This window comes from Streptomyces sp. NPDC034085 (assembly GCF_055575555.1).
Map to the genome: position 1 here is coordinate 25,777 of NZ_JBVISL010000006.1, position 26,684 is coordinate 52,460.

A 26,684-nucleotide genomic window follows, 5' to 3' on the forward strand; every position below is an offset into this window, starting at 1 on the left:
TGGGGGATCTGTAGGCCGCGCTCCACACGGGTCGTCGCTCTGCGTGAACTACGCTCAGCACCCCGGAGGCAGGGAGAGGAGCGGATCGTGGCGGATTTCGTCGGGCGGCGGCGTGAGCTCAAGGAGCTGCGCGAGGACATCGCCCGGACCGGGCTCGACACCCTCTCGGGCCGCAAGGCGAAGGCGCCCCGCGCGCGGGTGCTGCTCGTCGCCGGGCGGCCCGGCTCCGGGCGGACCGCGCTCGCGGAGGCGTTCGTGCGCGAGGTCGCCGACCAGTACCCCGACGGCCTGCTCCGGGTGCGGCTGACCCAGCCCGGCGGGGAGCCGGTCGCCACCGAGCGCGCCGTGCGGACCCTGCTCGAAGGGCTCGGGGAACCCACCCCGCCCGGGGCCGGCGAGGACGACCTGAGCGCGGCCCTGCGGGAGGCGCTGTCCGGGCGGCGCGCGATCCTGCTCGTCGACGACGCCGCCGACCCGCACCAGGTCGACGCCCTGCTCCCCGACACCCCCGAATGCCTGGTCGTGGTCACCGCCGAAGGCCCGCTCACCGGGATCCCGGACGTCCGCCCCTGCACCCTCGGCGGCCTGGAGCCCCCCTCCGCCGTCGGCCTGCTCTCCCGGCTCATCGGCGACACCCGCGTCACCGTCGACCCCCGGGCCGCCGAGTCCCTCGCCGAGGAGTGCGGCGGGCTTCCCGCCGCCCTCGCCCTGGCCGGCGGCTGGCTCGCCGCCCACCCCAAGGCCGCCGTCGCCGACCTGGCCAAGCAGCTCCACGAGATGCCCCCCACCACCACCGGCCCGCTGGGCCGCGCCTTCCGGCTCGTCTACGAGTCCCTGCCCCAGCCCGCCCGCCGCACCCTGCACCTGCTGCCGCTCGCCCCGGCCGGGATCCTCGACTCGCACACCGTCTCCGCCCTCGCCGGCTGCTCGGTGGCCGCGGCGCAGTCCACGCTGGAGGACTTCGCCGCGCTGGGCCTCGTACGGCACGCCCCGGACGGGATGTTCCTGCTCCCCGGCTGCCTCGCGCCCTTCCTCCAGGCCCTGCTCGAAACCAAGGAGCGGGCCCCGGAGGTACAGCTGGCGCGCGCCCGGACGCTGGAGCGGACCGTCCGGCTGCTGACCTCCTGCCGGGCCGCGGCCGACCCCGGCGAGGACGACGACGAGCTGCGCGAGCACCTGGACGCGATGCCCCGCGCCCTGCGCTTCCCCGACCGGCGCGCCGCCGCCACCTGGCTGGACACCCGGCTGCCCGCGCTGACCGCCGCCGCGCAGCTGGCCGTGGCCGACGGCGGGCTGGACACCCTGGCCCGCCGCCTGGTGTCCGCCCTGGTCCGGGCGCTGGCCGCGCACCGCGGCACCGAGGCCGCCGCGCCCGAGCTGTACGGGCTGCACCGCCTCGTCCTGGACGTCGCCGAGCGCCGCGGCCTGCACCGGGAGCGGGCCGCGGCCCTGCTGAACCTGGCCGATCTGGACGCCGCGACCGGCCGGACCCGGGAGGCGCTGGGCCGCTACCGGGCCGCGCTGGTCGCGGGAAAGGCGGCGAACGACCCCTACGCGACGGGCCGCGCGATGGAATCCGTAGGGGGTGCGTACCAGGAGCTGGCGGACTGGCCGCGGGCCTCCGACTGGTTCGGCCGCGCCCTGGCCCACGCACTGGCCCGGGGGGAGCGGGAGGACGAGGCCAGGCTCTACGGCCGGCTCGGCAACGTGCACACCTACGCGGGCCGGTACGGGGAGGCCCTGCGCAGCTGGCGCGCGGCCGCCGCCGGCTACCGCCGGCTCGCCGATGTCCCGGGGCAGGCAAAGGCGTTGAGCGAGATGGCACGGGTGCAGGAGTACGCCGGCCGGCCCGAGGAATCCCTGCACACCTGCCGCGAGGCCATCGAGCTGGCGCGGCGGGCCGGGGACCAGCGACTTCAGGCCGCGCTGCAGGTGCGGTTGGCCGACACGCTGGACCGTCTCGGCGACCCGGCGGCGGCCAGGCTGCACCGGTCGGCGGCCGACAGATTGCTGGGAGACGACCCCGTAGCCTGCGAAATCCGTAGTGTGTCCGACTGAAATTATTGGTTTGCAAGGCTAGACAGAGCTTCATCCTTCATTAGACTGGCTTCACCACGTCATTCCGTGGTGCATCCCGTTGCGCGTTCTTGTGGGCGGGTATGTATGGAAGTGCCCCGTAATATCCCCTGAGCCAAGGACCGTGATCGACGATGAAGGTCGGCATCCCCCGCGAGGTCAAGAACAACGAGTTCCGGGTCGCCATCACGCCCGCCGGCGTGCATGAGCTGGTCCGCAACGGCCACCAGGTCTTCATCGAGCAGAACGCCGGTGTCGGCTCCTCGATCACGGACGCCGAGTACGTCGCCGCCGGCGCCGAGATCCTCGGTACCGCCGACGAGGTCTGGGCGACCGCGGACCTGCTGCTGAAGGTCAAGGAGCCCATCGCGGAGGAGTACCACCGCCTCCGCAAGGACCAGACCCTCTTCACCTACCTGCACCTCGCGGCCTCCCGCGAGTGCACGGACGCGCTCCTCGCCTCCGGCACCACCGCCATCGCGTACGAGACGGTCGAGCTCGCCAACCGCGCGCTGCCGCTGCTCGCCCCGATGTCCGAGGTCGCGGGCCGCCTGGCCCCGCAGGTCGGCGCCTACCACCTGATGCGCTCGGCCGGCGGCCGCGGCGTCCTGCCCGGCGGCGTCCCCGGCACCCACGCCGGCGAGTGCGTGGTCATCGGCGGCGGCGTCTCCGGCTGGAACGCCGCGCAGATCGCCATCGGCATGGGCTTCCACGTGACCCTGCTCGACCGCGACATCAACAAGCTCCGCGAGGCCGACAAGATCTTCGGCACGAAGATCAAGACGATCGTCTCCAACGCCTACGAGCTGGAGAAGGCCGTCGTCGAGGCCGACCTCGTCATCGGCGCGGTGCTGATCCCGGGTGCGAAGGCCCCGAAGCTGGTCACCAACGAGCTCGTCGCCAAGATGAAGCCCGGAAGTGTCCTTGTCGACATTGCGATCGACCAGGGCGGCTGCTTCGAGGACTCCCGTCCGACCACCCACGCCGAGCCGACCTTCCAGGTCCACAACTCGGTCTTCTACTGCGTCGCCAACATGCCGGGTGCGGTGCCGAACACCTCCACCTACGCCCTGACGAACGCGACCCTGCCCTACATCGTGCAGCTCGCGAACCTCGGCTGGGCCGAGGCGCTGCGTCGCGACGCCGCCCTCGCCCTGGGCCTCAACACCCATGACGGCAAGGTCGTTTACGGCCCCGTCGCCGAGGCCCACGGCCTCGAGTCCGTCGAGATCAGCACGCTCATCGGCTGAACCGTCAACGACTGACGTCAATCTCACGTATCCGGCCGGACCTTGCCCGCAAGGTCCGGCCGGACGCGTTCGCGGGCCGCCCGCGGAGCCCCCTCAACTCGCCTCGAACGTAACCCTTTAACCCTTTCGCACACCTGCGAAACTTCGCAGTGACAGCGCGCACGCCCTTGACAGAGTGGTGTTCGGTTGCCGACACATCGTGCCGGGTCCGGTGGATTGTGTTGCCGCTGGGCGGTGACACGCCATAGAGTCGCCAACCGTCGGCATGGTGCAACGCTGACCTATCGATAAGTGTCCTGGTCACGTCCGAGGAGGTAAGACGACTTGTGAATGAGTCGACATTTGCTCCTGGAGGTGGTCGAGCAGGGACGCCTGAGCGGGGACAGGGTCCTGCCGGGCTGGAAGCTGTCGGCTCCGTCGCGGTCCGCACCTTCGCAAACCACCAGCACATGACGACGCCTCAAAAGAGCATGGACGGCCTAGACGTGAACTCCACGGCCGGCGACCACGGTGGCGATACGCCCATTGGTTTCGCCGACTACGACCAGGTGCCCGAGGGGCACTTCTACGACCCCGACGCGGAGTACGAGCCCGACCCCGAGTACGCGGCCACCCTCGCCCCCGACGCTGCCCGCCAGCGCCGCGAGCGGATCGGCCCGACCGGACGTCCGCTGCCGTACTTCCCGATCCCGGGTCCGCTGACCGACCACGGTCCGGCGAAGATCATCGCGATGTGCAACCAGAAGGGCGGCGTCGGCAAGACCACGTCGACCATCAACCTGGGTGCCGCGCTCGCCGAGTACGGGCGCCGCGTGCTGCTCGTCGACTTCGACCCGCAGGGCGCGCTGTCCGTGGGCCTCGGCGTGAACCCGATGGAACTCGACCTGACGGTCTACAACCTGCTCATGGAGCGGGGCATGTCGGCCGACGAGGTGCTGCTCAAGACCGCGGTCCCCAACATGGACCTGCTGCCGAGCAACATCGACCTGTCCGCCGCCGAGGTGCAGCTGGTCAGCGAGGTCGCGCGCGAGTCGACGCTCCAGCGGGCGCTGAAGCCCCTGATGGCCGACTACGACTACATCGTGATCGACTGTCAGCCCTCGCTCGGCCTGCTGACCGTGAACGCCCTGACGGCGGCTCACAAGGTCATCGTCCCGCTGGAGTGCGAGTTCTTCGCGCTGCGCGGTGTGGCGCTGCTGACCGAGACCATCGAGAAGGTGCAGGAGCGGCTCAACCCGGAGCTGGAGCTCGACGGCATCCTGGCCACCATGTACGACTCCCGTACGGTGCACAGCCGCGAGGTGCTGGCGCGGGTGGTCGAGGCCTTCGACGACCACGTCTACCACACGGTCATCGGCCGGACGGTGCGCTTCCCGGAGACCACGGTCGCCGGCGAGCCGATCACCACGTACGCGTCCAACTCCGTCGGCGCCGCCGCCTACCGCCAGCTGGCCAGGGAGGTGCTCGCCCGGTGTCCCGCCGAGTGAGTCTGCCCGGAGCCGACGAACTGTTCCGTACGACCGGGGGGACGGCCCTCCAGTCGTCCTCGCCGCGGCGGGGCGCCGAGGAGGCGCCGGCGGCCGGGAGCACGGAGCACGCGGCCGCACCGGCGGACGGCACGACGCGGACCACGGGGGACGCCCGCGGCCGGGCGGCCGCCGAGCCGGCGGTGGGCACGCAGCGCAGGCCGCAGGAAGGTTCTGCCGGCGCGGCCCCTCGGGCGGGCGGCAAGGCCCAGGGCCGGGGTGCGAACCGGCGGCCGAGCGGGCGGGAGCGGCACGACGAGAAGATCACGGTCTACGTCTCCGCGGAGGAGCTCATGGACCTGGAGCACGCCCGGCTGGTGCTCCGCGGTGAGCACGGCCTCGCGGTGGACCGCGGCCGCATCGTGCGCGAGGCGGTGGCGGTGGTCCTCGCGGACCTGGAGTCCCGCGGCGACGCCAGCATCCTGGTCCGCCGTCTCCGCGGCCGCTGAGCCCCCCTTCTTGACGCGCCGCTCGCGCGACTCGGCCGCGGGCGGCCTCCCCGGCTTCGCGCCGCTGCGCCGGCCTCCGGCGGTCGGACGCGGGGGAGGGCCGGTTCGGGTGGCCGGGCCGGCAGTCCGGGTGCGGGTGGTTCTCCGCTGCGCGGGCCTGGCCCCTCCCCGCCCTTCACCCGTTCTCGCCTCAAGCGCCGGCGGGGCTGGAAGTGCGCTGCGCGCACTCCAGGCGCCGCGACAGGTCCGGGCCGGGCTCGGCGCATCCAGCCCCGCCGGCGTTTGAGGCGCGGGGTCTGGGGCGGAGCCCCAGGGAACGGGGGAAGGGCGGGTAGGGGACCGGCACCGCGCAGCGGCGTCCCCGCGGTCGGCCGCGCAGGCCCTAGGCTGCTGGTGGCCGCCCGGCCGACTCCCGTACCACCCTGGACCGCGATGCCCCCGTACGAAGACACCGCCCGCCCCGCCCGGCGGAGCCTCGGCCGGGGCCCAGGGGCGGCCCAGGAGCCCGCTGGAGCCCCTCCTGGGGCCCGCACCCCGCCGACGGGCGGGCCGGAGCCCCGCACCCCTTCCACGGACCCTGAAGCGGGCACTGCGCCCGTACCGGCTCCCACGGCCGACGGGCCCGCAGCACCCGCACCGGCCCCGGCAGCCGGCGGGGCAGACCCCGTTCCGGCCCCGGCAGCCGGGCCCGCAGAACCCGCGCCGGCCCCGGCAGTCGGTGGGGCAGGTCCCGGACCGGGCCCCGGGGCCGTCGACGGCCCGGCAGGCGTCCTATCGGCTCCGGCGGGGGTCGGTGCGGCGGCGGGTCCCGGGGCGGCGACGGCGGTGGCCGGTGCGGGTGACGGGCGGTTCACGCTGCGGCTCGACAACTTCGAGGGCCCCTTCGACCTGCTGCTCCAGCTGATCTCCCGGCACAAGCTCGACGTCACCGAGGTCGCCCTGTCCAAGGTCACCGACGAGTTCATGGCGCACATCCGCGCCATGGGCCCCGACTGGGACCTCGACCAGACCACCGAGTTCCTCGTCGTCGCCGCGACCCTGCTCGACCTGAAGACCGCCCGGCTGCTGCCCGCCGCCGAGGTCGAGGACGAGGCCGACCTGGCCCTGCTGGAGGCCCGCGACCTGCTCTTCGCCCGGCTGCTCCAGTACAAGGCGTACAAGCAGATCGCCGCGATCTTCCAGGACCGCGCCGAAGCCGAGGGGCGGCGCTTCCCGCGCACCGTCGGGCTGGAGCCGCACCACGCCGACCTGCTGCCCGACGTCGTCATCAGCATCGGCGCCGACGGCTTCGCCCGCCTCGCCGTGCGCGCCATGCAGCCCAAGGCCGCGCCGCAGGTGTATGTCGACCACATCCACGCCCCCCTCGTCAGCGTGCGGGAGCAGGCCGGGCACGTCGTACGGCTGCTGAAGACGCGCGGCGAGGCGACGTTCCAGGAGCTGACCGAGGACGCCGCGGACACCCTCACCGTCGTCGCCCGCTTCCTGGCGCTGCTGGAGCTGTACCGGGAGAAGGCCGTCACCCTCGACCAGGAAGACGCCCTGCTCACCCTCACCGTGCGCTGGTGCGGCGGGGACGGCGACGGGATGCCGAGGGTGACCGATGAGTTCGACCACGTCGTGGAGGTGGCGGGATGAGCCCGGCGGAGCTGGAGCTGAAGGGGGCGCTGGAAGCCGTCCTGATGGTGGTGGACGAGCCCGCGACCGTCGAGCACCTCGCCAAGGTGCTCGCGCGCACCCCGCGCGAGGTCGCCGGCGCCCTCGCCGCCCTCGCCGACGAGTACACCGCGCAGCGCCGCGGCTTCGAGCTGCGGCTGGTCGCCGGGGGCTGGCGGTTCTACACCCGGCCCGAGTACGCGGCCGCCGTGGAGGCCTTCGTCCTGGACGGGCAGCAGGCCCGGCTCACCCAGGCGGCCCTGGAGACGCTGGCGGTGGTCGCGTACCGCCAGCCGGTGAGCCGTTCGCGGGTCTCGGCGGTCCGCGGAGTCAACTGTGACGGGGTCATGCGGACCCTGCTCCAGCGGGGTCTGGTGGCCGAGGCGGGGACGGAACCCGAAACAGGTGCGATCCTGTACAGGACGACGAACTACTTTCTGGAGCGGATGGGCCTGCGTGGCCTGGACGAGCTCCCGGAGCTCGCGCCCTTCCTCCCCGAGGCGGACGCGATCGAAGCCGAGACGCAAGAAGGTGTGCCGTCGTTCGATCCGGACGCACCGGACACTGACGTAGACGACGACAAGACGACGGAACTTTGATGCGAAGCAGCGGCAACGGCAACGGTGGCGGCAACAGGAACAGCGGCGGCGGTGGCGGCGGACGCGGTGGCTCCCGCGGCGGCAGCTCCGGCGGCGGTGGCTACCGCGGCGGCAGCTCCTCCGGCGGAGGCGGTGGCCACCGCGGTGGCGGCTCCTCCGGCGGCGGCGGCTCCCGCGGCGGCAGCTCCTCCGGCGGGTACCAGGGCGGCGGCTCCGACGCGCGCGGCCGCGACCGGGACCGCGACCAGGCGCCCCAGCGGCCCCGCAACCCCCGCCCCGAGGAGCGCCGCTACGACGTGGGCCCCGAGGGCGAGCGCACCCGCGGCGCCCGCGGCGCGGCGGCCCGCGGCGGGGCCAAGGGCGGCCCCAAGACCTCCCGCACCCCCGGTATCGGCGGGGCCGGCGGCCCGCGCCGCGGCCCGGGCAGTCGTAGCGGCCAGTCGCGCCCCCGCGAGCTGGACGCGCGGATCGAGGAGCGCGTGCGCGACCGGTACGCCGACAAGCCCGTGATCAAGACCCCGAAGACCTTCCCGGGCGCCGAGGAGGAGGGGGAGCGCCTGCAGAAGGTGCTGGCCCGGGCGGGCATGGGTTCGCGCCGCGCCTGCGAGGAGCTCATCGAGCAGGCCCGCGTCGAGGTCAACGGCGAGATCGTGCTGGAGCAGGGCAAGCGCGTCCAGCCGAAGGACGAGATCAAGGTGGACGGCCTGACGGTCGCCACCCAGTCGTTCCTGTTCTTCGCCCTCAACAAGCCCGCCGGCGTCGTCTCCACCATGGAGGACCCGGACGGCCGCCAGTGCCTCGGTGACTACGTCACCAACCGGGAGACCCGCCTCTTCCACGTCGGCCGGCTCGACACCGAGACCGAGGGCATCATCCTCCTCACCAACCACGGTGAGCTGGCCCACCGCCTCACGCACCCCAAGTACGGCGTGAAGAAGACCTACGTCGCCGCGATCACCGGCTCGCTGCCGCGTGACATCGGCAAGCGGCTCAAGGAGGGCATCGAGCTGGAGGACGGCTGGGCCCGCGCCGACAACTTCCGCGTCCTCGACCAGGTCGGCAAGAACTACATGGTCGAGGTGACCCTGCACGAGGGCCGCAAGCACATCGTCCGCCGCATGCTGGCCGAGGCCGGTTTCCCGGTCGAGAAGCTCGTACGGACCTCCTTCGGCCCGATCGAGCTGGGCGACCAGAAGTCCGGCTGGCTGCGCCGCCTGACCAACACCGAGGTCGGCATGCTCATGCGCGAGGTCGGCCTCTAGCCGCTCCCGTCCCTCACCCGGAAGCCCGCAGTGCCCCCGGCACTGCGGGCTTCCGCGTTTCCGGCCGCTCCCACTCCCTTGCCCGACGCCGTCATCCCTGTTTATAGTCAGGATGACTATTAAAGGGAGCGGGGGGCCTTCATGGGCTGGAACACGAGCTGGACCGAGATCCTCGGCTTCGCCACGGGCGCCGTCTGCGTCTGGCTGGTGGCCCGGCAGCACATCGCCAACTGGCCGGTGGGGATCGCCAACAACCTCTTCTTCATCGTGCTGTTCGCCCAGGCGGGCCTCTACGCCGACGCCGGGCTCCAGATCGTCTTCATCGCCCTCGCCGCCTACGGCTGGTGGTCCTGGACCCACGGGGGTGGACCAGGAACCTCCGAAGCCCTGCCGGTGCGCCGCACCACCCGCGCCGAATGGGCCTGGCTGCTGGTGGCGGGGGCGGTGGGGACCGCCGCCCTCACCCTGCTGCTCGGCCGGGTCAGCGATTCCACGGTCCCGTTCTGGGACGCGCTCACCACCGGGCTCTCCCTGATGGCCACCTACGGGCAGTGCCGCAAGCTCCTGGAGTCCTGGTGGCTGTGGATCGCCGCCGACCTCGTCTACATCCCGCTCTACGCCTACAAGGGGCTCTACCTGACCTCGGTGCTCTACGCGGGCTTCCTCGCCCTGTGCGTGGCCGGGCTCGCCGGCTGGCACCGTACGCTCCCGGCACGCGGCGCCCGTACGGCCCTGGAGGCGACGGCGTGAGCGGCGGCAAGCGCTACGGCCACGGGCTGGTGCTGGGCAAGTTCTACCCGCCGCACGCCGGCCACCACCACCTGGTGCGCACCGCCCAGGACCAGTGCGAGCGGCTGACCGTGCTGGTCTGCGCCGCCTCCGTCGAGTCGGTGCCGCTCGCCGACCGGGTCGCCTGGATGCGCGAGGAGCACCCCGGCGCTCAGGTGGTCGGCGCGGTCGACGACGTCCCCGTCGACCTGCACGACCCGGGCATCTGGGAGGCGCACATGACGATCTTCCGCAGCGCGGTGGGCCGGCGCGTGGACGCCGTGTTCACCTCGGAGGAGTACGGGAGCGAACTCGCCCGCCGGTTCGGCGCCGAGGAGGTGTGCGTCGACCCGGCGCGCACCCTCTTCCCGGTGTCGGGGACCGCCGTGCGCGAGGACCCCGCCGCCCACTGGGAGTTCCTCGGGCCCGGCGTACGGGCCGCCCTGACCCGGCGGATCGTCGTCCTGGGCGCCGAGTCCACCGGCACCACCACCCTCTCGCGGGAGCTGGCCGCGCACTACCGGCGGCGCGGCGGCGTATGGGCCAAGACGGGCTGGGTCGCCGAGTACGGGCGCCGGTACAGCGAGGAGAAGCTCGCGGCGGCCCGCGCGGCCGACCCGGCGGCCTCGTGGGAGGACGTGTCCTTCACCTCGCCGGAGTTCCCCGTGATCGCCAACCGCCAGGACGAGGCGGAGGAACGGGCCGCCCGGCTCGGCTCGCCGGTGCTCTTCTGCGACACCGACTCCTTCGCCACCGGCATCTGGCACGAGCGCTACCTGGGCGGCCGCAACCCGCAGGTCGAACGGATCGCCGCCCGCCGCCCCCGGGACCTGTACCTGCTGACGGACCACGAGGGGGTGCCCTTCGAGGACGACGGGCTGCGCGACGGGCCGGAGCTCCGACCGTGGATGACCGCCCGCTTCCACCGGGAGCTCGCCCGCACCGGCAGGCGCTTCCTGCTCGTGAGGGGGGACCGGCGGGCCCGGCTGGAGACGGCCGTCGCGGCCGTCGACGGCCTGCTGGCCGAGGGCTGGCACTTCTCCGCGCCCCTCCCGGAGCGGCGGTGAGCGCGCGGCCGGGCGGCCCGGACGCCGGTGGCGGAGCCGCGCCCTACGACCCGTACGCCTTCGCCCCCTTCGCGGTGACCGTCGACCTCGCCGTCCTCACCGTGCGCGCAGGCGCCCTGCACGTCCTGCTGATCCGGCGCGGCCAGGAACCGTACGCCGGCGCCTGGGCGCTCCCCGGCGGCTTCGTCCTGCCCCGGGAGTCCGCCGAGACGGCCGCCCGCCGCGAGCTGGCCGAGGAGACCGGCCTGCCGCCCGAACTGGTCGCCGCCCTGCACCTGGAGCAGCTGCGCACCTACAGCGAACCGGACCGGGACCCCCGGATGCGGGTGGTGTCGGTGGCCTTCACCGCCCTGGTCCCCGACATGCCGGAACCGGCCGAGGCGGGCGGCGGGGACGCCGACGGGGCCCGGTGGGTGCCGGTCGGGGAGGCCGCGGAGCTCGCCTTCGACCACGGGCTGATCCTGGCGGACGCCCGGCAGCGGGTGGGCTCGAAGCTGGAGTACACCTGCCTGGCCACCGCCTTCTGCCCGCCCGAGTTCACCCTCGGCGAGCTCCAGACCGTCTACGAGACGGTCTGGGGCACCACCCTGGACCGCCCCAACTTCCGCCGCAAGGTGCTCGCCACGCCCGGCTTCGTCCAAGCCGTGCCCGGAGCCGCACGGCTGACCGGCGGCCGCGGCAAACCCGCCGCGCTCTACCGGGCCGGCCCGGCGACCACCCTCCACCCGCCCCTGCTCCGCCCCTCGGAAGGACCCCTCCTGTGACCGCCACCAAGCGCGCCGCGACGGGCGCCCTCATCGGCCTGGCCCTCGGCGACGCCCTCGGCTTCCCGACGGAGTTCCGCGACGTCCCGTCGATCCTCGCCAAGACGGGCCCGTGGCGTCAGATGCCGCTGCCCCGCCCCGCGATCGTCACCGACGACACCCAGATGACCCTGGCGCTGGCGCGCGGCATACGGACCGCCGCCGAGCGGGGCCCGGTCGGGCCGCTGCGGCTGACCCGGCCGGTCCGCGAGGAGTTCGTCGACTGGTACCACTCCCCGGAGAACAACCGCGCCCCCGGCCGCACCTGCCTGGTGGCCTGCAACCTGCTCGACGACCCGCGGCGGGACTGGCGGGACGCCAGCCAGACCGGCTCCAAGGGCTGCGGCGCCAACATGCGGGTGGTGCCGGTGGGCCTGGTCCCCGGCTGGAGCGACGAGGAGCGCGCGGGCGCCGCCCAGCTCCAGTCGGCCCTCACCCACGGCCACCCCACCGCCCTGGCCGCCTCCGACCTGACCGCGCGCGCCGTGCACCTCCTCGCGCAGGGCGCCGAGGTGACCGGCCTGGTCGGGCGGCTGCGCTCGTACGCCTTGGAGAACCGCACCCGCTACCACGAGCGCTGGCTCGGCGACCTGTGGATGCGCACCGCCTCCGACGCCTCGCCGGAGTCCTTCATCGCCCGGGGCTGGGACGAGTGCCTGGCGGTCCTGGACCGCCTCGCGGCCGCCCTGCGCGACCCCTCGCCGGAGACCGACCCCTGCCTGACCACCGGTGAGGGCTGGATCGCGGAGGAGGCCCTGGCCACGGCCCTCCAGTGCTTCCTGCTGTTCCCGGACGAACCCCTCCTGGCCCTGCGCCGCGCGGCCTGCACGGCCGGCGACTCCGACTCCCTCGCCTGCCTGGCCGGGGCCTTCGCGGGCGCCCACCTCGGGGCGGACGTCTGGCCCGGCGACTGGGAGGGCCGCATCGAGTACCGCGAGGAACTCCTGGCCTTCGGCGCCCTCTGGGACGCGTGACCTAGGTCGCCGAGGCGCGGCGGGTGCGGTGGAGGAAGTCCGTGACGCGGGCGCGGTCCGGTTCGGCGGGCAGGGGGGTGGAGGAGAGGGCCGCGTCGGCCTCCGCCGTGAGGCGGGTCATCCACGCGTCGGTCTCCTCCCAGGAGAGCTCGCCGCGCCTGACCGCGAGGAGCCGCTCGCGGTCGGGGCCCGCGTCGATCGTGAGGCGGCCCGTGCGCAGCAGGTCGCGGCAGGAGGCGAGCAGGCGCAGCAGGTGCATGGCGTGCTTCCAGCGCGGGGCGCCGTGCAGGCGGACGTCCGCGACGAGTTTGCGGTGCTGGGAGACCGCGTAGCGGCTGAAGGTGGTGTGGGCGCGGCGGGAGAGGAAGGCCCCGCGCAGCGACAGGAGTTCCTCGCCGACCGGCGTGATCCGCTCCACCAGCGGCGAGTGCAGGCACTCCAGGATGTTCGGGTTGGCCCGCAGGGCCAGCTCGCAGAAGCGCTCCAGCTCCCAGGAGAACTCCTCCTCCCGGGGCCCCTCGACATGGGTCGGCGGCTTCTCGAACCGCCAGAAGAGCGGCGTGGGGGCGAGGAAGACACCGCGCCGGTCGGTGTCGCTCGCCCCCGTGGCCAGCCCGAAGGCGCGGGAGCCCATCACACAGGCGTAGATCGTGTGGTCCCGTACCAGGGTCAGGTCGTCCATCCCGGGAGGGTAGGCGGCCGGGCGCCGGCTAGGCGAGCGAGATTTCCCCCTCCGGCGACACGGTGATCTTCTTCTCCTCGAGCGGCTTGGTCGCCGGCCCGTGGGTCACCGCCCCGTCCGTGGCCTTGAACCTGCTGCCGTGGCAGGGGCAGTCGATGGTGCCGTCCGCGACCTTGTTCACCAGGCAGCCCTGGTGCGTGCACACCGCCGTGAAGCAGCGGAAGGAGCCGGCCGTCGGCTGGGTGACCACCAGCTTCTGGTCCTTGAGGACCGTGCCGCCGCCGACCGGCACCTCCGAGGACTTCAGCAGCGGCTGCGCCGCCGTGCCCGGCGAGGAACCCCCCGTCTGCGGGGACGGGGCGGACGCGTTGCCGGACCCGGTGGAGGGTGCGTCCGTGTCGGACCCGCAGGCGGCGAGGGTGCCGCCCGCCAGGGCCGCGGCTCCGGCGGCGAGTACCGTGCGCCGGGCGGTGTGCGAATCGGTCATGCGGGGCTCCTTGCTGGGTGGCCGGGATGGCGAGGTGCATCCTGGCGTGCGGCGGGCCCCAGGAGAACCCGCCACACCGTCTCGTCTCACACCGGCTGCCAGGGGACCAGGTCCGCCGGGCCGCCGGGGCTGCGTACGACCTCCCACACGCGCACCACGGCGTCCCGGTTCAACGGCCCGTGGACGTGCGGGTACGGGTCGCCGGGACCCGTCCGGCGGACCTCCGCCGCCAGGGCGGACTCGTCGAGCTCCACGGCGAGCAGGGTGCCGGGCGTCTCCCGGTAGCGGGCCTGCGCGATGGCGAGCACGGTGGGCCGGTCCGCCGAGCAGTGCACGAAGCCCTCGGCCGCGAGCGAGCCGGGAGCGTACGGGGATCCGGGAGCGGCACTCCAGTCGGCGAGCGCGACGATGTGGAAGATCATGCCGCCGGTTCTACCGCACCCGCGCCGTACGGCCGCCCGCCGACTGGCGGCACGGGGGCGGTCCGGGCGACATTGTCATCACCGGCTCCCGGCCCCGCGGGCCCGCTCCGAGGGACCGGCGCCCGTCCACAGGGCGGACCGCCGGGGCCTCAGGGCGTACGGCTGGCTACCCTGAGTCAGGCCCAGCCGTTACGTGATCCCCTTGGAGCGCCCCGTGAGAACCGCCGTCGTCATCGGAACCGGACTGATCGGCACCTCCGCGGCGCTCGCCCTGACCGCCCGGGGGGTCCACGTGCACCTCGTCGACCACGACCCGGCGCAGGCCCGCACCGCCGCCGCCCTGGGCGCCGGCACCGACGAGGCCCCCGAGGGCCAGGTCGACCTCGCGGTCGTCGCCGTACCCCCGGCCCACGTGGCCGCCGCGCTGGCCGACGCCATCGGACGCGGGCTGGCCCGGGCCTACGTGGACGTGGCCAGCGTCAAGGGCGGCCCGCGGCGGGAGCTGGCCGCGCTGGGCGCCGACACCTCCGCCTACATCGGCACCCACCCCATGGCCGGCAAGGAGCGCTCGGGGCCGCTGGCGGCGACGGCCGACCTGTTCGAGGGGCGGCCCTGGGTGCTGACCCCGACCCGGGAGACCGACCACGAGGTGCTCAACCTCGCCCTCGAGCTCGTCGCCCTGTGCCGGGCCGTCCCCGTGGTGATGGACGCCGACGCGCACGACCGGGCGGTGGCGCTGGTCTCGCACACCCCGCAGCTGGTGTCCAGCATGGTCGCGGCCCGCCTGGAGGACGCGGACGAGACGGCCGTACGGCTGTGCGGTCAGGGCATCCGGGACGTGACCCGGATCGCGGCCTCCGACCCGCGGATGTGGGTGGAGATCCTGTCTGCCAACCCCGGGCCGGTGGCCGACGTCCTCGCCGGCATCGCAGCCGACCTGGAGGAGACCGTGGAGGCGCTGCGCGGCCTCCAGTCCGCCGACGAGGCCAAGCGCAGGGGCGGTGCGGCGGGCATCGAGGACGTCCTCAAGCGCGGCAACGCGGGCCGGGTCCGCGTCCCCGGCAAGCACGGCGCGGCGCCCATGGCGTACGAGACGGTCGGGGTGTTCATCAGCGACAAGCCGGGCGAGCTGGCGCGGATCTTCGCCGACGCCGGCCGGGCCGGGGTCAACATCGAGGACGTACGGATCGAGCACGCGACGGGCCAGCAGGCGGGCCTGGTGCAGCTCATGGTCGAGCCGAGGGCCGTCCCCGCCCTGACCGCCGAGCTGCGCGAGCGGGGCTGGGCGCTCAGGCAGCAGTGACCGGCGACCGACCGGGGCGACCCGCCGCCCGCCCGGCCGCCGGGCCCGCCGGGCGACGGCCGGGAACGGCGGGTGCCGGGGGCCGGTAACCTGGTGCGGGGGCGCTTTTGGCGCGCCCGCACACGTACGCGCAACCAGGAAGGTGCCCGCACCGTGGAAACCGCAGCTCCGTCCGCCGTGATCGTCGCCATCGACGGTCCCTCCGGCACGGGCAAGTCCAGCACCTCCAAGGCCGTGGCCGCCAAGCTCGGGCTGCGCTACCTGGACACCGGTGCCCAGTACCGGGCCATCACCTGGTGGATGATCACCAACGGCGTCGACACCGACGACCCGCAGGCGATCGCCCTCGCCGCCGGCAAGCCGGCCATCGTCTCCGGCACGGACCCGGCCGCCCCCACCATCACGGTGGACGGCCTGGACGCCTCCGGCCCGATCCGCACCCAGGAGGTCACCTCCAAGGTCAGCGCCGTCAGCGCCGTCCCCGAGGTGCGCACCCTGATCACCGGCCTCCAGCGCTCCATCGCCGCCGAGGCGGCCGAGGAGGGCGAGGGCATCGTGGTCGAGGGCCGGGACATCGGCACCACCGTCCTGCCCGACGCCGACCTCAAGATCTTCCTGACGGCCTCGCCCGAGGCCCGCGCCGCCCGCCGCAGCGGTGAGCTGCGCGGCAAGGAGGCCCGCGACCTCGCGGCCACCAAGGAGGCGCTGATCAAGCGGGACGCGGCCGACTCGGGCCGCAAGACCTCCCCGCTGGCCAAGGCCGACGACGCCGTCGAGGTCGACACCACCGAACTCACCCTCGACCAGGTGATCGAGTGCGTGGTCACCCTGGTGGAAGAGCGGCGGAGCGCGTGAGCGCCACGCCCTCCCCGAAGGGTGCGGCGGTCGGCAGGCGCATCGGCATAGGCCTCATGTACGGGCTGTGGAAGCCCCGTGTGCTGGGAGCCTGGAAGGTGCCCGCCTCCGGGCCCGTCATCCTGGCGGTGAACCACGCCCACAACATCGACGGCCCCATGGTCATGGGCACCGCGCCGCGGCCGCTGCACTTCCTGATCAAGAAAGAGGCGTACGTCGGCCCGCTCGGCCCCTTCCTGGAAGGGATCGGGCAGGTGAAGGTGGACCGCTCCGGCACCGACCGGACCGCGATCACCCGCGCCCTCGGCGTCCTCGAGAACGGCGGCGCCCTCGGGATATTCCCCGAGGGCACCCGCGGCGAGGGCGACTTCGCGTCCCTGCGCGCCGGGCTCGCCTACTTCGCCGTCCGCAGCGGCGCCCCGGTCGTGCCGGTCGCCGTGCTCGGCAGCACCGAGGCCGAGGGCCGGCTCGTCAAGGGCCTGCCGCCGCTGCGCAGCCGGGTCGACGTCGTCTTCGGCTCCGCCTTCGACGCCGGGGACGGCACGGGCCGTCGTACGCGCACCGCGCTGGACGAGGCCACCACACGCATCCAGGGCCGGCTGACCGCCCACCTGGCCGACGCCAAGCGCCTGACCGGGCGCTGAGCGAGACTTGACCTAGTAGTGGAACCGCGCTGCGCGGGTGCCACCGACCACCACGAACGACGAGGAACGGACTTCATGAACGACCAGCACGACCACGGAGCACTTGGCGACGCCGAGTACGCGGAGTTCATGGAGCTCGCCGCGGAGGAAGGCTTCGACCTCGAAGAGGTCGAGGGCGCGCTCGAGGAGGCCGGCCACGGCCCGCTCCCGGTCCTCGCCGTCGTCGGCCGCCCGAACGTGGGCAAGTCGACCCTGGTGAACCGCATCATCGGCCGCCGCGAGGCCGTCGTCGAGGACAAGCCGGGCGTCACCCGCGACCGCGTCACCTACGAGGCCGAGTGGGCCGGGCGCCGCTTCAAGGTCGTCGACACCGGCGGCTGGGAGCAGGACGTCCTCGGCATCGACGCCTCCGTCGCCGCCCAGGCCGAGTACGCCATCGAGGCCGCCGACGCGGTCGTCTTCGTCGTGGACGCCAAGGTCGGCGCCACCGACACCGACGAGGCCGTCGTCAAGCTGCTGCGCCGGGCCGGCAAGCCCGTCGTCCTGTGCGCCAACAAGGTCGACGGCCAGAGCGGCGAGGCCGACGCGGCCTCCCTGTGGTCCCTGGGCCTCGGCCAGCCGCACCCGGTCTCCTCGCTGCACGGCCGCGGCACGGGCGACATGCTCGACGCCGTCCTGGAGGCCCTGCCGGAAGCCCCGGAGCAGACCTTCGGCGGCGCCGGCGTCGGCGGACCGCGCCGCATCGCCCTCATCGGCCGCCCGAACGTCGGCAAGTCCTCCCTGCTGAACAAGGTCGCGCGCGAGGACCGGGTCGTCGTCAACGAGCTGGCCGGCACCACCCGCGACCCGGTCGACGAGCTGATCGAACTCGGCGGCGTCACCTGGAAGTTCGTCGACACCGCGGGCATCCGCAAGAAGGTCCACCTCCAGCAGGGCGCCGACTACTACGCCTCGCTGCGCACGGCCGCCGCCGTGGAGAAGGCGGAGGTGGCGGTCATCCTGATCGACACCACCGAGAACATCAGCGTCCAGGACCAGCGCATCATCACGATGGCCGTCGAGGCCGGCCGGGCGATCGTCATCGCCTACAACAAGTGGGACGAGCTGGACGAGGAGCGCCGCTACTACCTCGAGCGCGAGATCGAGACCGAGATGCAGCAGGTCTCCTGGGCGCCCCGGGTCAACGTCTCCGCGAAGACCGGCCGCCACATGGAGAAGCTGGTCCCGGCGATCGAGGCCGCGCTCGCGGGCTGGGAGACGCGCGTCCCCACCGGCCGGCTGAACGCCTTCCTCGGCGAGGTCGTCGCGGCCCACCCGCACCCGATCCGCGGCGGCAAGCAGCCCCGCATCCTGTTCGGTACCCAGGCGGGCAGCAAGCCGCCGCGGTTCGTCCTCTTCGCCTCCGGCTTCCTGGAGCACGGCTACCGGCGCTTCATCGAGCGCCGCCTGCGCGAGGAGTTCGGCTTCGAGGGCACCCCGCTCCACATCTCGGTGCGGGTGCGTGAGAAGCGCGGCGCGGCGTACAAGAAGAAGAAGTAGCGGCCGGGCCGGGGTCAGTAGCCCCGGCGCGGAGCGGGCGGCAGGGCCGCCGGGATGTGCTGCATCCCGGTCTGGTGCTGCCGCCCGCCGCCGTATCCGGAGCCGGTGCCCGCGTACGAGTACGCCGGCTGGCCCTGCGGCGGGACGTACGAGGGCTGCCAGGAGTCGGACTGCTGCTGCCACGCGGCCCCGCTCCAGCCGCTGCCGCCGCTTCCGTACGAGCTGCCCGTGCCGCTCCCGTACGAGCCCGTGGTGCCGCTCCCGTACGAGCCGGCGGTGTACCCGCTGCCGTACGAAAACGCGGTGAAGCCGAGGTCCTCCTCGCCCGTACGGTCGCCCGGCAGCGCCCGGAAGGCGCGCAGGTACTCCGAGTACAGGCTGTCGTAGATCGGGGTGGGCGAGGCGTTGCTCGCACGGAACGGGGCGCGGGAGGGGTCGTATGCATGCACGTATCAGCCAACGAAACCGGCGCCCTGCGGATGCGGGGTGACGGGGCGGAAAACGCAGATCGCCGGGGGTGCGCGGGACGGACCGCGCACCCCCGGCGCACACCGCCGGCCCCCTGGTCGGGGGCGGACGGCCGTCTCGGGTGGAGGAGGGAGAAGGCTCAGGCGGCCTGAGTGCCGGCCAGGGGCATCGAGGCGGCGACCAGCTTGCCGTTGCTCGCGGCCTTGTCGAGGGCGTCGCGCAGCAGGTCCTCGCGGGGCTGCTGGCCGATGGAGCCGACCGGGGCGGCGTAGACGAGCACGCGCTGGGTCTTGTTGACGGCGGCCCGCCAGCCGTCGGTGACGCTCAGCGCCTGGTGGGCCTGCCACCAGGCCACCTGGGGCCCGCCCTCGATGCCGGGCTGGAGCACGGCGTGCAGCTGGCCGGCCGCCAGCAGCACGGACCACCCGGTGAGGGGGGAGGGGACCTCGTCGGTGTCGGTGACCGGGATGAAGCCCTGCTCGATGAGGAGGGGGAGGAAGTCGTCGCCGGGGCCGGTGGTGCCGGGGCGGGCGATCGGCGCGGTCGGCTCGACGACCAGCGCGGGGTGCAGCTCCCCGGCGATCAGGACCAGGCCGCTGGTGATGCCGAGGACGGCCTGGCCGCCGGGGACCGCCTGCGGAACCTCGCCCGGGGCCTGCTCGGGGGCGGGGGCGGGGGCCGGGCTGTCGCCGGTGATGCTGCGGACCGCGCCCTGGAGCTGCTCCTCGGAGACCGTCACGACCTGGGAGGGGATGCAGGCGGCGTGGGCGAAGGCGAGGACGGCGGTCTCCTCGCCCACGAACAGCACGGTGCTCGTGGGGTCGGTCTCGGGGTCGCCGGGGGTGCGGCAGGAGGTGCAGTCGTAACTGCCCGGGGCGTCGTCGCCGGTGAGCAGCCTGTCGGCTTCTTCGTCACCGATCTCGGCACGTACCTCAAGACTGACGTCGAGCATGCGCGGCACGGGGTGGCTCCTCATTGGTGCGGAGGCCGGGGGGTTCCCGGCTCGCCGGGATCAACGGCGCAGTGGCGGCCGGGGTCACGCCGTTTGAGGGAACGGAATCGAACCGGCCACCCGAACGAGTGAACCGTCGGGCTGCGGCTTCGCTTTCCGGCAACTGTTGCCTCTTTGTGCGCAGTTGGTGGCTGTTCCTGTCGCCACCTGTTGTCGCGGCGGCCGGGGCCGTGTCGGCCGTCCGGGTGGGCCGCGGCGGGGCACCGCGTGGCGGGGCGGACGGCGGGCCGCGGCTCCGTAGCGTGAGCCGATGCCCGATCTGTGTATGCGGCGGGCGGCGGCCACCGCCGTGGCCGCGGCGGCCGCCGCGCTGGTACTCGCCCTCCCGTCGGGTGTCGGCGCGGCCGCCGCGCCGCCCCCGCCGGCTCCGGGCCCGGCGGGGGCCGCGCAGCCGGGCTCGCCGGGCGTGATCGGGAGCGGGGCGGGGGACTGCGGGCCGGGGGGACAGTGGCCGTGGGACTGCGTCGCGGACTGCGAGAGCAGCGGGCGGTGGGCGGTGAACACGGGCAACGGCTTCTACGGGGGGCTGCAGTTCGGGCAGCCGACCTGGGAGGAGTACGGGGGGCTGGCGTACGCGGCGCGGGCGGACCTGGCGAGCCGGGAGCAGCAGATCCGGGTCGCGGAGGAACTGGTGGCCGTGCGGGGGTGGGAGTCCTGGCCCGAGTGCGCGAAGCGGTACGGGCTGACGGGGCGGATGCACGTGGTGCGGGCGGGGGACACGCTGGAGGGGATCGCGCGCAGGCGCCGGGTGGAGGGCGGCTGGCGTTCCCTGTACGCGGCGAACCGCCGGGCGGTCGGCCCCCGCCCGTCCGCCCTGAAACCGGGCCTCCTCCTCACCCTCCCCACGCCCCCGACGCCCTCACCGACGCCGACCCCGTCGCCGACCCCGACGCCGCCGAGCCCGTCCCCGTCGGCCCCGTCCCCGTCGAGCACGACGCCGTCGCCCCAGGCCCCGTCGGCCCCGCCTGCGTCCCCGGCAGCCCCGCCGACCCCGTCCCCGGCCGTCCCGTCGCCGACGCCTGCGAGGTCGGGCCCCGTCCCGGTGCGTTGAAGCCTCACACCTCTCCGCCCCGCCCGCGGCCCCGCTGACGGAGCCCGGCGCGGCGGCGGGTCGGGGAGGGGCCGGGGCGGCGGCGCGTGCCTGCGGGCACACTGGGCGGCATGCTCGAGACCTCCGCGCGACTGCTGCGCCTGCTCTCCCTGTTGCAGGCCCACCGGGAATGGAGCGGCGCCGACCTCGCCGCACGGCTCGGGGTCACCCCGCGCACCGTGCGGCGGGACGTCGACCGACTGCGCGGGCTCGGGTACCCCGTGAACGCCAGCCCCGGCACCGGCGGCGGCTACCAGCTCGGGGCCGGGGCCGAGCTGCCGCCGCTGCTGCTGGACGACGACGAGGCCGTCGCGGTCGCCGTCGGGCTGCGCACGGCCGCCGGCCACGGCGTCGAGGGCATCGGGGAGGCCTCCGTACGGGCCCTCGCCAAGCTGGAGCAGGTACTGCCGGCACGGCTGCGCAGACGGGTCTCGGCGCTCAACGAGTTCACCGTGCCCATGCTGCGCGGCCCGGGCCCAGCCACCGTCGACGCCTCGGTGCTCACCGAGCTCGCCGCGGCCTGCCGCGACAGCGAGCGGCTCCGCTTCGGCTACCGCGACCACGGCGGCAGCGTCAGCCGGCGCGTGGTCGAGCCGCACCGGCTCGTCTGCTCCGAGCGGCGCTGGTACCTCGTCGCCTGGGACGTCGAGCGGGAGGACTGGCGGACCTTCCGCGCGGACCGGATCGAGCCCCGGCCGCCGCACGGCCCGCGTTTCGTCCCGCGCCCGGCCCCCGCCGAGGACCTCGCCGCGTACGTCTCCCAGGGCGTGGCGCACCGCGCGTACGCGGCCCGGGCGCTGGTGCGGCTGCGCGTCCCGGCCGAGGAGGCGGCGCGGATCATCGGGCCCTCCGACGGGGCGCTGGAGGCAGTCGACGAGCGGAGCTGCCTGCTGCGCACCGGGGCGGTCAACCTGGACGTCCTGCTGATTCACATCCTGCTGCTCGGCTGTGAGTTCGAGGTGGTGGAGCCGCCGGGGCTGGCCGAGCGGATCCGGGGTCTGCGGGACCTTCTGGGCCGGGCGGTGGAAGCCGCTCCGGAGTAATCCCGGGCCGTGTCCGGTGCCCCGAATTCGGCTTCTCCGGCGGAATTCGAAAGGGCCGGCTAAAGGCGGGATTCGGGCCGCGTACCGTCGACGACCCGTGACACAAGCGTGACCCGGAGCGGAGGAACATCCGCTCACCGGGGTGACGCGTCCGGCCATATGAACGCCGACGGCGGGCCGGTCAGGTGAACCGGCCCGCCGTTTTCGCGGTGTGGGGCGGGGCTGTGCGTACCGTGCCCCCGCGGCGGTCAGCCGCCGGTGGCGGGGCGGGCCGAGGCCCCCCGCGCGGCGGCCCGCTCGGTGTGCGCCGGGCGGCGGCTGCCGGCCGGGGTGAGCGGGGTGCGCTCGGAGCGGATGACGTGCTGCCGGGAGACCTGGTGCGCGGCGGGGCGCAGCGCGGGGGAGTGCCCGGCGGGGGCCTGGGCGGGGGCGGGGGTCCCGTCCTCGCCGGCGGGGGTGCGTCCGGGCTGCCACTTGCCGCCCGCGGAGAGCAGCGGGGTGAGCGCGGCGGCGACCGGTTCGGAGACCCGGCCGTCCTCCAGCCGGCGGCGCCACAGCTCGCGCAGTTCGAAGACGTAGGCCTCGGCGCGGCCGATGAGCGGCTCGAACCAGGGCAGCGCCAGCATGATGAGCAGTCCGGCGGTCCAGCCGAGGAGCACGTCGCTCACCCAGTGGGTGCCGAGGTACACGGTGGTGGCGCCGACGCTCAGCGAGACGACCGCGGAGAGCACGGACAGCACCCGGCGGGTGACGGTGGTGGAGGCCAGGTAGGCCAGGATTCCCCAGGTCACGACGGCGTTGGCGGTGTGACCCGAAGGGAATATATCGCCGCCGGCGAAGAGCTCGGCGGAGCCGATCTGGGTGGCGTAGTGCGGGCCGAGCCGGCCGAGGCCGAGCTTGACGGAGCCCACGGTGATGTTGAGCAGCAGCAGGGCCACGCCGAGGGCGATCAGCGGGCGCAGGGTGTGCTGGCGCCAGGAGCGCCAGCCGAGCCAGGCCGCGACCATCACCGCGGTGGGTCCGCGCTGTCCGAGTACGACGAGGTAGTCGAGGAACGCGTGCACCTGCGGCCACTGCTCGTAGGGCCGGAAGAACATGATCTGCCAGTCCAGGCGGACGAGCCAGGAGGTCGTCAGCACGGCCACGACGATCGCGAGGTAGAACGCGAGGGTCGCGGAGAGGAGCACGACGCGGTGCCGGCTCATCTGCGGAGTTTGCAGATGAGCCGGTCGCTCGGGTTCCCGGTCGAGCCGGGCGAACACCGGCTCCAGACGGGCAAGCATTTGGTCAGTACGCACTCAATCGACGTTACCGCGCGCCGCAGCGCAGCCCGGGCGAATCGCGCGCTTTGTGATGACCATGTGATGTGGAGTGCGTCTCACGGGGGACTTAATTCCCCTTGTTCCGCCACTTGTTGGAACTTTCCGGATTGAACTCCGGGAGTGCTGCCCCCGCAATTATCGGCATACTTACGCGCGGCTTATCGAGGCAGGTCAATTCCTTTGCGCAATCATGGATTGGAATGATCCATTCCGTGATCACCGGGGCGGGTGCGCCTAGGGCGGTCCCGAGCCGTTGAGCCAGAAGGCCCCGTACACCGCCGAGGCCAGCGCCAGCGCCGCCAGCACGCCCGCCGCCCGCCCCGTCCGCCACCGCGCCAGGGCCGCCGCCACCGGCAGCATCAGCGGGAAGGCCGGCAGCAACAGCCGCGGCTTGGAGCCGAAGTAGCCGGAGGCGCACAGCGCCAGCGCCACCACGACCCCGCAGTACACGAGGAGCGCGGCGGGCTGCCGGTCCCGTACGCACAGCCGGTACAGCCACAGCACCAGCAGCACCCCGGCGATCAGCCCGGCCCCCGCTGCGAAGGCGGGGGAGGCGAGCCGGTCCCCGATGAAGCGGGCGAACGCCCACCCGCCGTCGAAGCCGTTGCCCCAGCCCGCCTGGACGTCCAGGTACCCCAGCAGCCCGCCCCCCGTCCGCCGGCCCACCCACAGCACGTACGCCGCCGCCCCCAGCGGAGCCAGCAGCACCCCGAGCACCATCCGCCACGAGCGCTCCCCGCGCCGCAGGGCCAGGGCCGCCGCCACCCACACCGCCGCGACCACCGCCGCCCCGACCGGCCGGGTCAGCCCCGCCCCCGCGGCGAGCAGGCCGGCCGTGATCCACCGCCCGCGCAGCACCGCGTACAGGGCCCAGGCGGCCAGGGCGGTGAACGGCGACTCGCTGTACGCCATGGACTGCACGATCCCCACCGGCAGCGCCGCCCACAGCGCCACCGCCAGGACCCCGGCGCGTCGCCCGTGGAGCAGGTCGGCGACCGCGAAGATCCCCCAGGCCGCGGCGAGCCCCGCCACCGCCGAGACGACCAGGCCCGCCGAGCCGTACGAGAGTCCCGTGGGCGCCGCCACCAGCCGCTCCAGCCAGGGAAGCAGCGGGAAGAACGCCAGGCTGGAATGGACGGCCCCGCCCGGCAGGACCACCTCGTACGTGTACCCGCCGGCGGCGACCCGCGCGTACCAGAGGGAGTCCCAGCGCGCCGACAGCAGGGTGTGCGGGCTGCTGCCGGCCGCGGCGCCCCACAGCGCGAGCGCCGCCAGCCCCAGCAGCCGGACGGCGGCGAAGGCGGCGACGGCCGGCGCGGCACGGCGCGCGCCGGGGTCCTTCGCAGGGGCGGGGTCACGGGGCACAGTGGTCACGGGGACGAGTATCGACGGCGCGACCGGCGGAAACGGCACGCGGCCACGGAGCGTGAGCGGGCGTGCGCGCGGGGGGAGGACGGAACGGGGCGAGTGGCGCACACCACAGCGGGGCCGCCGCCGGGATGAGAGCTTGACCACGTGGGGGACACACGAACTCGCGTACGCTGACGCTTCACTCGCGTGTCGATGCCGGACCCCGTAGGACGCCGCACAGCGCACCACACCCGCGGCGCCCCACGACGCTGTCCGCCGAGTGCGAGGGACCACCTGGGAGGTACATGCATGTCGGGGACGAACACGGCCGACGACAGGAAGCCCTCCCTCCGGCACCGGCTCGGCCCGGTCTCCGGCGGGGCCAACCGCTGGTTCGTCCTCGCCGTTCTGTGCGTCAGCCTCGTGCTCGTCGCGCTCGACGCGACGATCCTGCACGTGGCCGTCCCCTCCGTCACCGAGGACCTGCGCCCCGGCCCGATGGAACTCCTGTGGATCGTCGACGCCTACCCGCTGGTCTGCGCCGCGCTCCTGATCCTCTTCGGCACCCTCGGCGACCGGGTCGGGCGCCGCCGGATCCTGCTCCTCGGCTACACCCTCTTCGGCGTCGCCTCCGCGATCGCCGCCCTCGCCGACAACGCCCAGGTCCTGATCGCCGCGCGCGCCCTGCTCGGCGTCGGCGGGGCGATGATCATGCCGGCCACCCTGTCGATCCTGCGCCAGGTCTTCCCCGACCGGCGGGAGCGGGCCCTGGCCATCGGCATCTGGACCGCCGTCGCCGCGATCGGCGCGGCCGGCGGCCCCGTACTCGGCGGCTTCCTCGTCCAGCACTTCTGGTGGGGTTCGGTCTTCCTCATCAACATCCCGCTGATGGCGCTGATCCTGCCGGTCGGCCGCTGGCTGCTGCCCGAATCCCGGGGCTCGGCGGACGGGCCCTGGGACGTGCTCGGCGCGCTGATGGCCGCCTGCGGCGTCCTGGGAGCGGTGCTCGGCATCAAGCGGCTCGGCGCGGAACGCCACCTCACCGACCCCGCGGCGCTGATCCCGCTGGTGCTCGGCGTGGCCCTGCTGGTCCTGTTCGTACGCCGCCAGAAGCGGCGCGAGCACCCGCTGATCGACATGCGGATGTTCTCCCGGGCCGCCTTCTCCACCTCCGTCGGCTGCATCGTGCTCGCCATGCTGGCCCTGGTCGGCCTGGAGCTGCTCGCCGTCCAGTACCTCCAGCTGGTGCTGCACCTCGGTCCGCTGGAGACCGGCCTGCGGCTGCTGCCGCTCACCTTCGCCGCCATGGCCGCGGGCGCCACCGGCTCCTACACCCTCCAGCGGGTCGGCCCGCGCACCATGGTCTCGCTGGGCTTCGTGCTCACCGCGGGCGCCGTGCTGCTGCTGACGCTGATGGGCCAGCACGACCGTCCGGTGCTGCTCACGGCCGGCTTCGTCCTGCTCGGCTTCGGGCTCCAGACCACCCTCTTCGCCGCGTACGAGTCCATGCTGAGCGAGGCTCCGGCGGAGACGGCCGGCGGCGCCGCCTCCATAGGCGAGACCTCCTACCAGCTCGGCGCGGGCATGGGCATCGCCCTGCTCGGCAGCGTGATGAACGCCGCCTACCGGCCCGGCCTCCTGAACGTCCCCGGCGTCGCCGCCGAGGACTCGGCGGGGGCCGCGAACTCCCTCGGCGAGGCCTACCAGATCGCCGCGCACCTCGGCGGCCAGGCGGGGGAGTCCCTCTTCGCGGCCGCCCGGAACTCCTTCGTGCACGGCCTGCACGTCAGCCTCGCGGTCAGCGCCTGCCTGCTGCTCGCCGGTGCCGCGATGGCGCTGAAGCTGCCGCGCACCATGGACGGCGCCGAGCCCGCCGGATGCGGCCAGGGGGACGCCGCCGGGGCCGGGGCCGCCGTACGCCTGCCCGCGCAGCCCGCCGGCCCGGACCGGCCGGCCGCCGGCCCGCGGGTCCCGGCCCCGGTCCGGCCCGAGCGCGACCCCGCGGTCGGCGGCAGGCCCGGCCGCCAGGGCTGACCCGGG

The 26,684-nt window shown here is 74.2% G+C and carries 25 protein-coding genes; 18 read left to right on the forward strand and 7 right to left on the reverse strand.

All coding sequences use genetic code 11. The features are described 5' to 3' along the window. Window positions 1-87 precede the first annotated feature (87 nt). The 11 genes from ACZ501_RS21415 (at window position 88) to ACZ501_RS21465 (ending at window position 12,427) form a co-directional block, all read left to right on the forward strand. Window positions 88-2,058: a tetratricopeptide repeat protein gene (locus ACZ501_RS21415; RefSeq protein ID WP_468797344.1), complete on the forward strand. Its 1,971-nt coding sequence runs from the start codon at window positions 88-90 to the stop codon at window positions 2,056-2,058. A 152-nt stretch (window positions 2,059-2,210) separates the two neighbouring features. Then, window positions 2,211-3,326 carry an alanine dehydrogenase gene (ald, locus tag ACZ501_RS21420; protein ID WP_468797346.1) on the forward strand — a complete coding sequence of 372 codons (1,116 nt, stop codon included), beginning with the start codon at window positions 2,211-2,213 and terminating at the stop codon, window positions 3,324-3,326. A gap of 326 nt (window positions 3,327-3,652) precedes the next feature. Continuing rightward, entirely contained in the window at window positions 3,653-4,813 is a 1,161-nt protein-coding gene (locus tag ACZ501_RS21425) for a ParA family protein (protein ID WP_125604141.1), read from the forward strand. Next, entirely contained in the window at window positions 4,798-5,301 is a 504-nt protein-coding gene (locus ACZ501_RS21430; protein ID WP_468797348.1) for a hypothetical protein, read from the forward strand. Before ACZ501_RS21425 ends, ACZ501_RS21430 begins: the two co-directional genes overlap by 16 nt. A 432-nt stretch (window positions 5,302-5,733) precedes the next feature. Then, entirely contained in the window at window positions 5,734-6,936 is a 1,203-nt protein-coding gene (locus tag ACZ501_RS21435; protein ID WP_468797350.1) for a segregation and condensation protein A, read from the forward strand. Beyond that, window positions 6,933-7,553 (forward strand): SMC-Scp complex subunit ScpB, encoded by a 621-nt coding sequence (gene scpB / locus ACZ501_RS21440; RefSeq protein WP_362462360.1) that lies wholly within the window; start codon window positions 6,933-6,935, stop codon window positions 7,551-7,553. Before ACZ501_RS21435 ends, scpB begins: the two co-directional genes overlap by 4 nt. Continuing rightward, window positions 7,553-8,815: a pseudouridine synthase gene (locus ACZ501_RS21445; RefSeq protein WP_468797352.1), complete on the forward strand. Its 1,263-nt coding sequence runs from the start codon at window positions 7,553-7,555 to the stop codon at window positions 8,813-8,815. Before scpB ends, ACZ501_RS21445 begins: the two co-directional genes overlap by 1 nt. Window positions 8,816-8,956: 141 nt before the next feature. Then, a complete protein-coding gene (gene pnuC, locus ACZ501_RS21450) occupies window positions 8,957-9,565 on the forward strand; it encodes a nicotinamide riboside transporter PnuC (protein WP_468797354.1) in 609 nt (202 codons plus the stop codon). Then, the gene (locus ACZ501_RS21455) at window positions 9,562-10,650 is read left to right on the forward strand and encodes an AAA family ATPase (protein WP_468797356.1); all 1,089 of its coding nucleotides are present in this window, start codon (window positions 9,562-9,564) and stop codon (window positions 10,648-10,650) included. Before pnuC ends, ACZ501_RS21455 begins: the two co-directional genes overlap by 4 nt. Then, window positions 10,647-11,414, forward strand: a complete 768-nt coding sequence (locus ACZ501_RS21460) for an NUDIX hydrolase (RefSeq protein WP_361608042.1) — start codon at window positions 10,647-10,649, stop codon at window positions 11,412-11,414. The genes ACZ501_RS21455 and ACZ501_RS21460 overlap by 4 nt, the downstream gene beginning before the upstream one ends. Then, window positions 11,411-12,427 carry an ADP-ribosylglycohydrolase family protein gene (locus ACZ501_RS21465; RefSeq protein ID WP_468797358.1) on the forward strand — a complete coding sequence of 339 codons (1,017 nt, stop codon included), beginning with the start codon at window positions 11,411-11,413 and terminating at the stop codon, window positions 12,425-12,427. Before ACZ501_RS21460 ends, ACZ501_RS21465 begins: the two co-directional genes overlap by 4 nt. A 1-nt stretch (window position 12,428) precedes the next feature. Here ACZ501_RS21465 and ACZ501_RS21470 read toward each other — a convergent pair whose 3' ends face one another. From ACZ501_RS21470 to ACZ501_RS21480, 3 genes are all read right to left on the reverse strand, one after another. After that, complete coding sequence (locus ACZ501_RS21470; RefSeq protein WP_361608036.1) at window positions 12,429-13,109, reverse strand: nucleotidyltransferase domain-containing protein; 681 nt, start codon at window positions 13,107-13,109, stop codon at window positions 12,429-12,431. A gap of 28 nt (window positions 13,110-13,137) precedes the next feature. Continuing rightward, window positions 13,138-13,596: a Rieske (2Fe-2S) protein gene (locus tag ACZ501_RS21475; protein WP_361608033.1), complete on the reverse strand. Its 459-nt coding sequence runs from the start codon at window positions 13,594-13,596 to the stop codon at window positions 13,138-13,140. A gap of 86 nt (window positions 13,597-13,682) precedes the next feature. Further along, complete coding sequence (locus ACZ501_RS21480; RefSeq protein WP_361608030.1) at window positions 13,683-14,018, reverse strand: DUF952 domain-containing protein; 336 nt, start codon at window positions 14,016-14,018, stop codon at window positions 13,683-13,685. A 214-nt stretch (window positions 14,019-14,232) separates the two neighbouring features. Between ACZ501_RS21480 and ACZ501_RS21485 the strand changes: the two genes are divergently transcribed. From ACZ501_RS21485 to der, 4 genes are all read left to right on the forward strand, one after another. Continuing rightward, window positions 14,233-15,321, forward strand: coding sequence for a prephenate dehydrogenase (locus ACZ501_RS21485; protein ID WP_361608027.1), 1,089 nt, complete (start codon window positions 14,233-14,235; stop codon window positions 15,319-15,321). Window positions 15,322-15,474: 153 nt separating this feature from the next. Beyond that, window positions 15,475-16,176: a (d)CMP kinase gene (gene cmk, locus ACZ501_RS21490; RefSeq protein ID WP_361608024.1), complete on the forward strand. Its 702-nt coding sequence runs from the start codon at window positions 15,475-15,477 to the stop codon at window positions 16,174-16,176. A gap of 56 nt (window positions 16,177-16,232) precedes the next feature. Next, a complete protein-coding gene (locus ACZ501_RS21495) occupies window positions 16,233-16,820 on the forward strand; it encodes a lysophospholipid acyltransferase family protein (RefSeq protein WP_361608057.1) in 588 nt (195 codons plus the stop codon). Window positions 16,821-16,895: 75 nt separating this feature from the next. Then, window positions 16,896-18,359, forward strand: a complete 1,464-nt coding sequence (gene der, locus ACZ501_RS21500; RefSeq protein ID WP_361608021.1) for a ribosome biogenesis GTPase Der — start codon at window positions 16,896-16,898, stop codon at window positions 18,357-18,359. 14 nt (window positions 18,360-18,373) lie between these two features. Here the strand turns inward: der and ACZ501_RS21505 are convergent, their stop codons facing one another. Together ACZ501_RS21505 and ACZ501_RS21510 are read right to left on the reverse strand one after the other, a co-directional pair. Then, on the reverse strand, window positions 18,374-18,808 hold the full coding sequence (locus tag ACZ501_RS21505; RefSeq protein WP_468797360.1) for a hypothetical protein: 435 nt from the start codon (window positions 18,806-18,808) through the stop codon (window positions 18,374-18,376). A 158-nt stretch (window positions 18,809-18,966) separates the two neighbouring features. Further along, the gene (locus ACZ501_RS21510; RefSeq protein ID WP_361611792.1) at window positions 18,967-19,788 is read right to left on the reverse strand and encodes a hypothetical protein; all 822 of its coding nucleotides are present in this window, start codon (window positions 19,786-19,788) and stop codon (window positions 18,967-18,969) included. Between the two features lie 301 nt (window positions 19,789-20,089). Between ACZ501_RS21510 and ACZ501_RS21515 the strand changes: the two genes are divergently transcribed. Next, the gene (locus ACZ501_RS21515; protein WP_468797361.1) at window positions 20,090-20,890 is read left to right on the forward strand and encodes a LysM peptidoglycan-binding domain-containing protein; all 801 of its coding nucleotides are present in this window, start codon (window positions 20,090-20,092) and stop codon (window positions 20,888-20,890) included. A gap of 110 nt (window positions 20,891-21,000) precedes the next feature. Further along, complete coding sequence (locus tag ACZ501_RS21520; RefSeq protein WP_468797363.1) at window positions 21,001-21,972, forward strand: helix-turn-helix transcriptional regulator; 972 nt, start codon at window positions 21,001-21,003, stop codon at window positions 21,970-21,972. Between the two features lie 248 nt (window positions 21,973-22,220). Here ACZ501_RS21520 and ACZ501_RS21525 read toward each other — a convergent pair whose 3' ends face one another. After that, on the reverse strand, window positions 22,221-23,270 hold the full coding sequence (locus tag ACZ501_RS21525) for a phosphatase PAP2 family protein (protein ID WP_361611260.1): 1,050 nt from the start codon (window positions 23,268-23,270) through the stop codon (window positions 22,221-22,223). 258 nt (window positions 23,271-23,528) lie between these two features. Continuing rightward, window positions 23,529-24,668 (reverse strand): hypothetical protein, encoded by a 1,140-nt coding sequence (locus ACZ501_RS21530; RefSeq protein ID WP_468797365.1) that lies wholly within the window; start codon window positions 24,666-24,668, stop codon window positions 23,529-23,531. A gap of 285 nt (window positions 24,669-24,953) precedes the next feature. Here ACZ501_RS21530 and ACZ501_RS21535 point away from each other — a divergent pair, with 285 nt between their 5' ends. Beyond that, entirely contained in the window at window positions 24,954-26,678 is a 1,725-nt protein-coding gene (locus ACZ501_RS21535; RefSeq protein WP_468797367.1) for an MFS transporter, read from the forward strand. The last annotated feature ends 6 nt before the right edge of the window (window positions 26,679-26,684 follow it).

Bases quoted from the DNA above. Each gene is read 5' to 3' on its own strand.
- ACZ501_RS21480 (WP_361608030.1), bottom strand. From the start codon at position 14,018: ATGATCTTCCACATCGTCGCGCTCGCCGACTGGAGTGCCGCTCCCGGA.
- ACZ501_RS21470 (WP_361608036.1), bottom strand. From the start codon at position 13,109: ATGGACGACCTGACCCTGGTACGGGACCACACGATCTACGCCTGTGTG.
- ACZ501_RS21435 (WP_468797350.1), top strand. From the start codon at position 5,734: ATGCCCCCGTACGAAGACACCGCCCGCCCCGCCCGGCGGAGCCTCGGC.
- pnuC (WP_468797354.1), top strand. From the start codon at position 8,957: ATGGGCTGGAACACGAGCTGGACCGAGATCCTCGGCTTCGCCACGGGC.
- scpB (WP_362462360.1), top strand. From the start codon at position 6,933: ATGAGCCCGGCGGAGCTGGAGCTGAAGGGGGCGCTGGAAGCCGTCCTG.
- ACZ501_RS21535 (WP_468797367.1), top strand. From the start codon at position 24,954: ATGTCGGGGACGAACACGGCCGACGACAGGAAGCCCTCCCTCCGGCAC.
- ACZ501_RS21515 (WP_468797361.1), top strand. From the start codon at position 20,090: ATGCCCGATCTGTGTATGCGGCGGGCGGCGGCCACCGCCGTGGCCGCG.
- der (WP_361608021.1), top strand. From the start codon at position 16,896: ATGAACGACCAGCACGACCACGGAGCACTTGGCGACGCCGAGTACGCG.
- ald (WP_468797346.1), top strand. From the start codon at position 2,211: ATGAAGGTCGGCATCCCCCGCGAGGTCAAGAACAACGAGTTCCGGGTC.
- ACZ501_RS21445 (WP_468797352.1), top strand. From the start codon at position 7,553: ATGCGAAGCAGCGGCAACGGCAACGGTGGCGGCAACAGGAACAGCGGC.
- ACZ501_RS21495 (WP_361608057.1), top strand. From the start codon at position 16,233: ATGTACGGGCTGTGGAAGCCCCGTGTGCTGGGAGCCTGGAAGGTGCCC.
- ACZ501_RS21520 (WP_468797363.1), top strand. From the start codon at position 21,001: ATGCTCGAGACCTCCGCGCGACTGCTGCGCCTGCTCTCCCTGTTGCAG.
- ACZ501_RS21475 (WP_361608033.1), bottom strand. From the start codon at position 13,596: ATGACCGATTCGCACACCGCCCGGCGCACGGTACTCGCCGCCGGAGCC.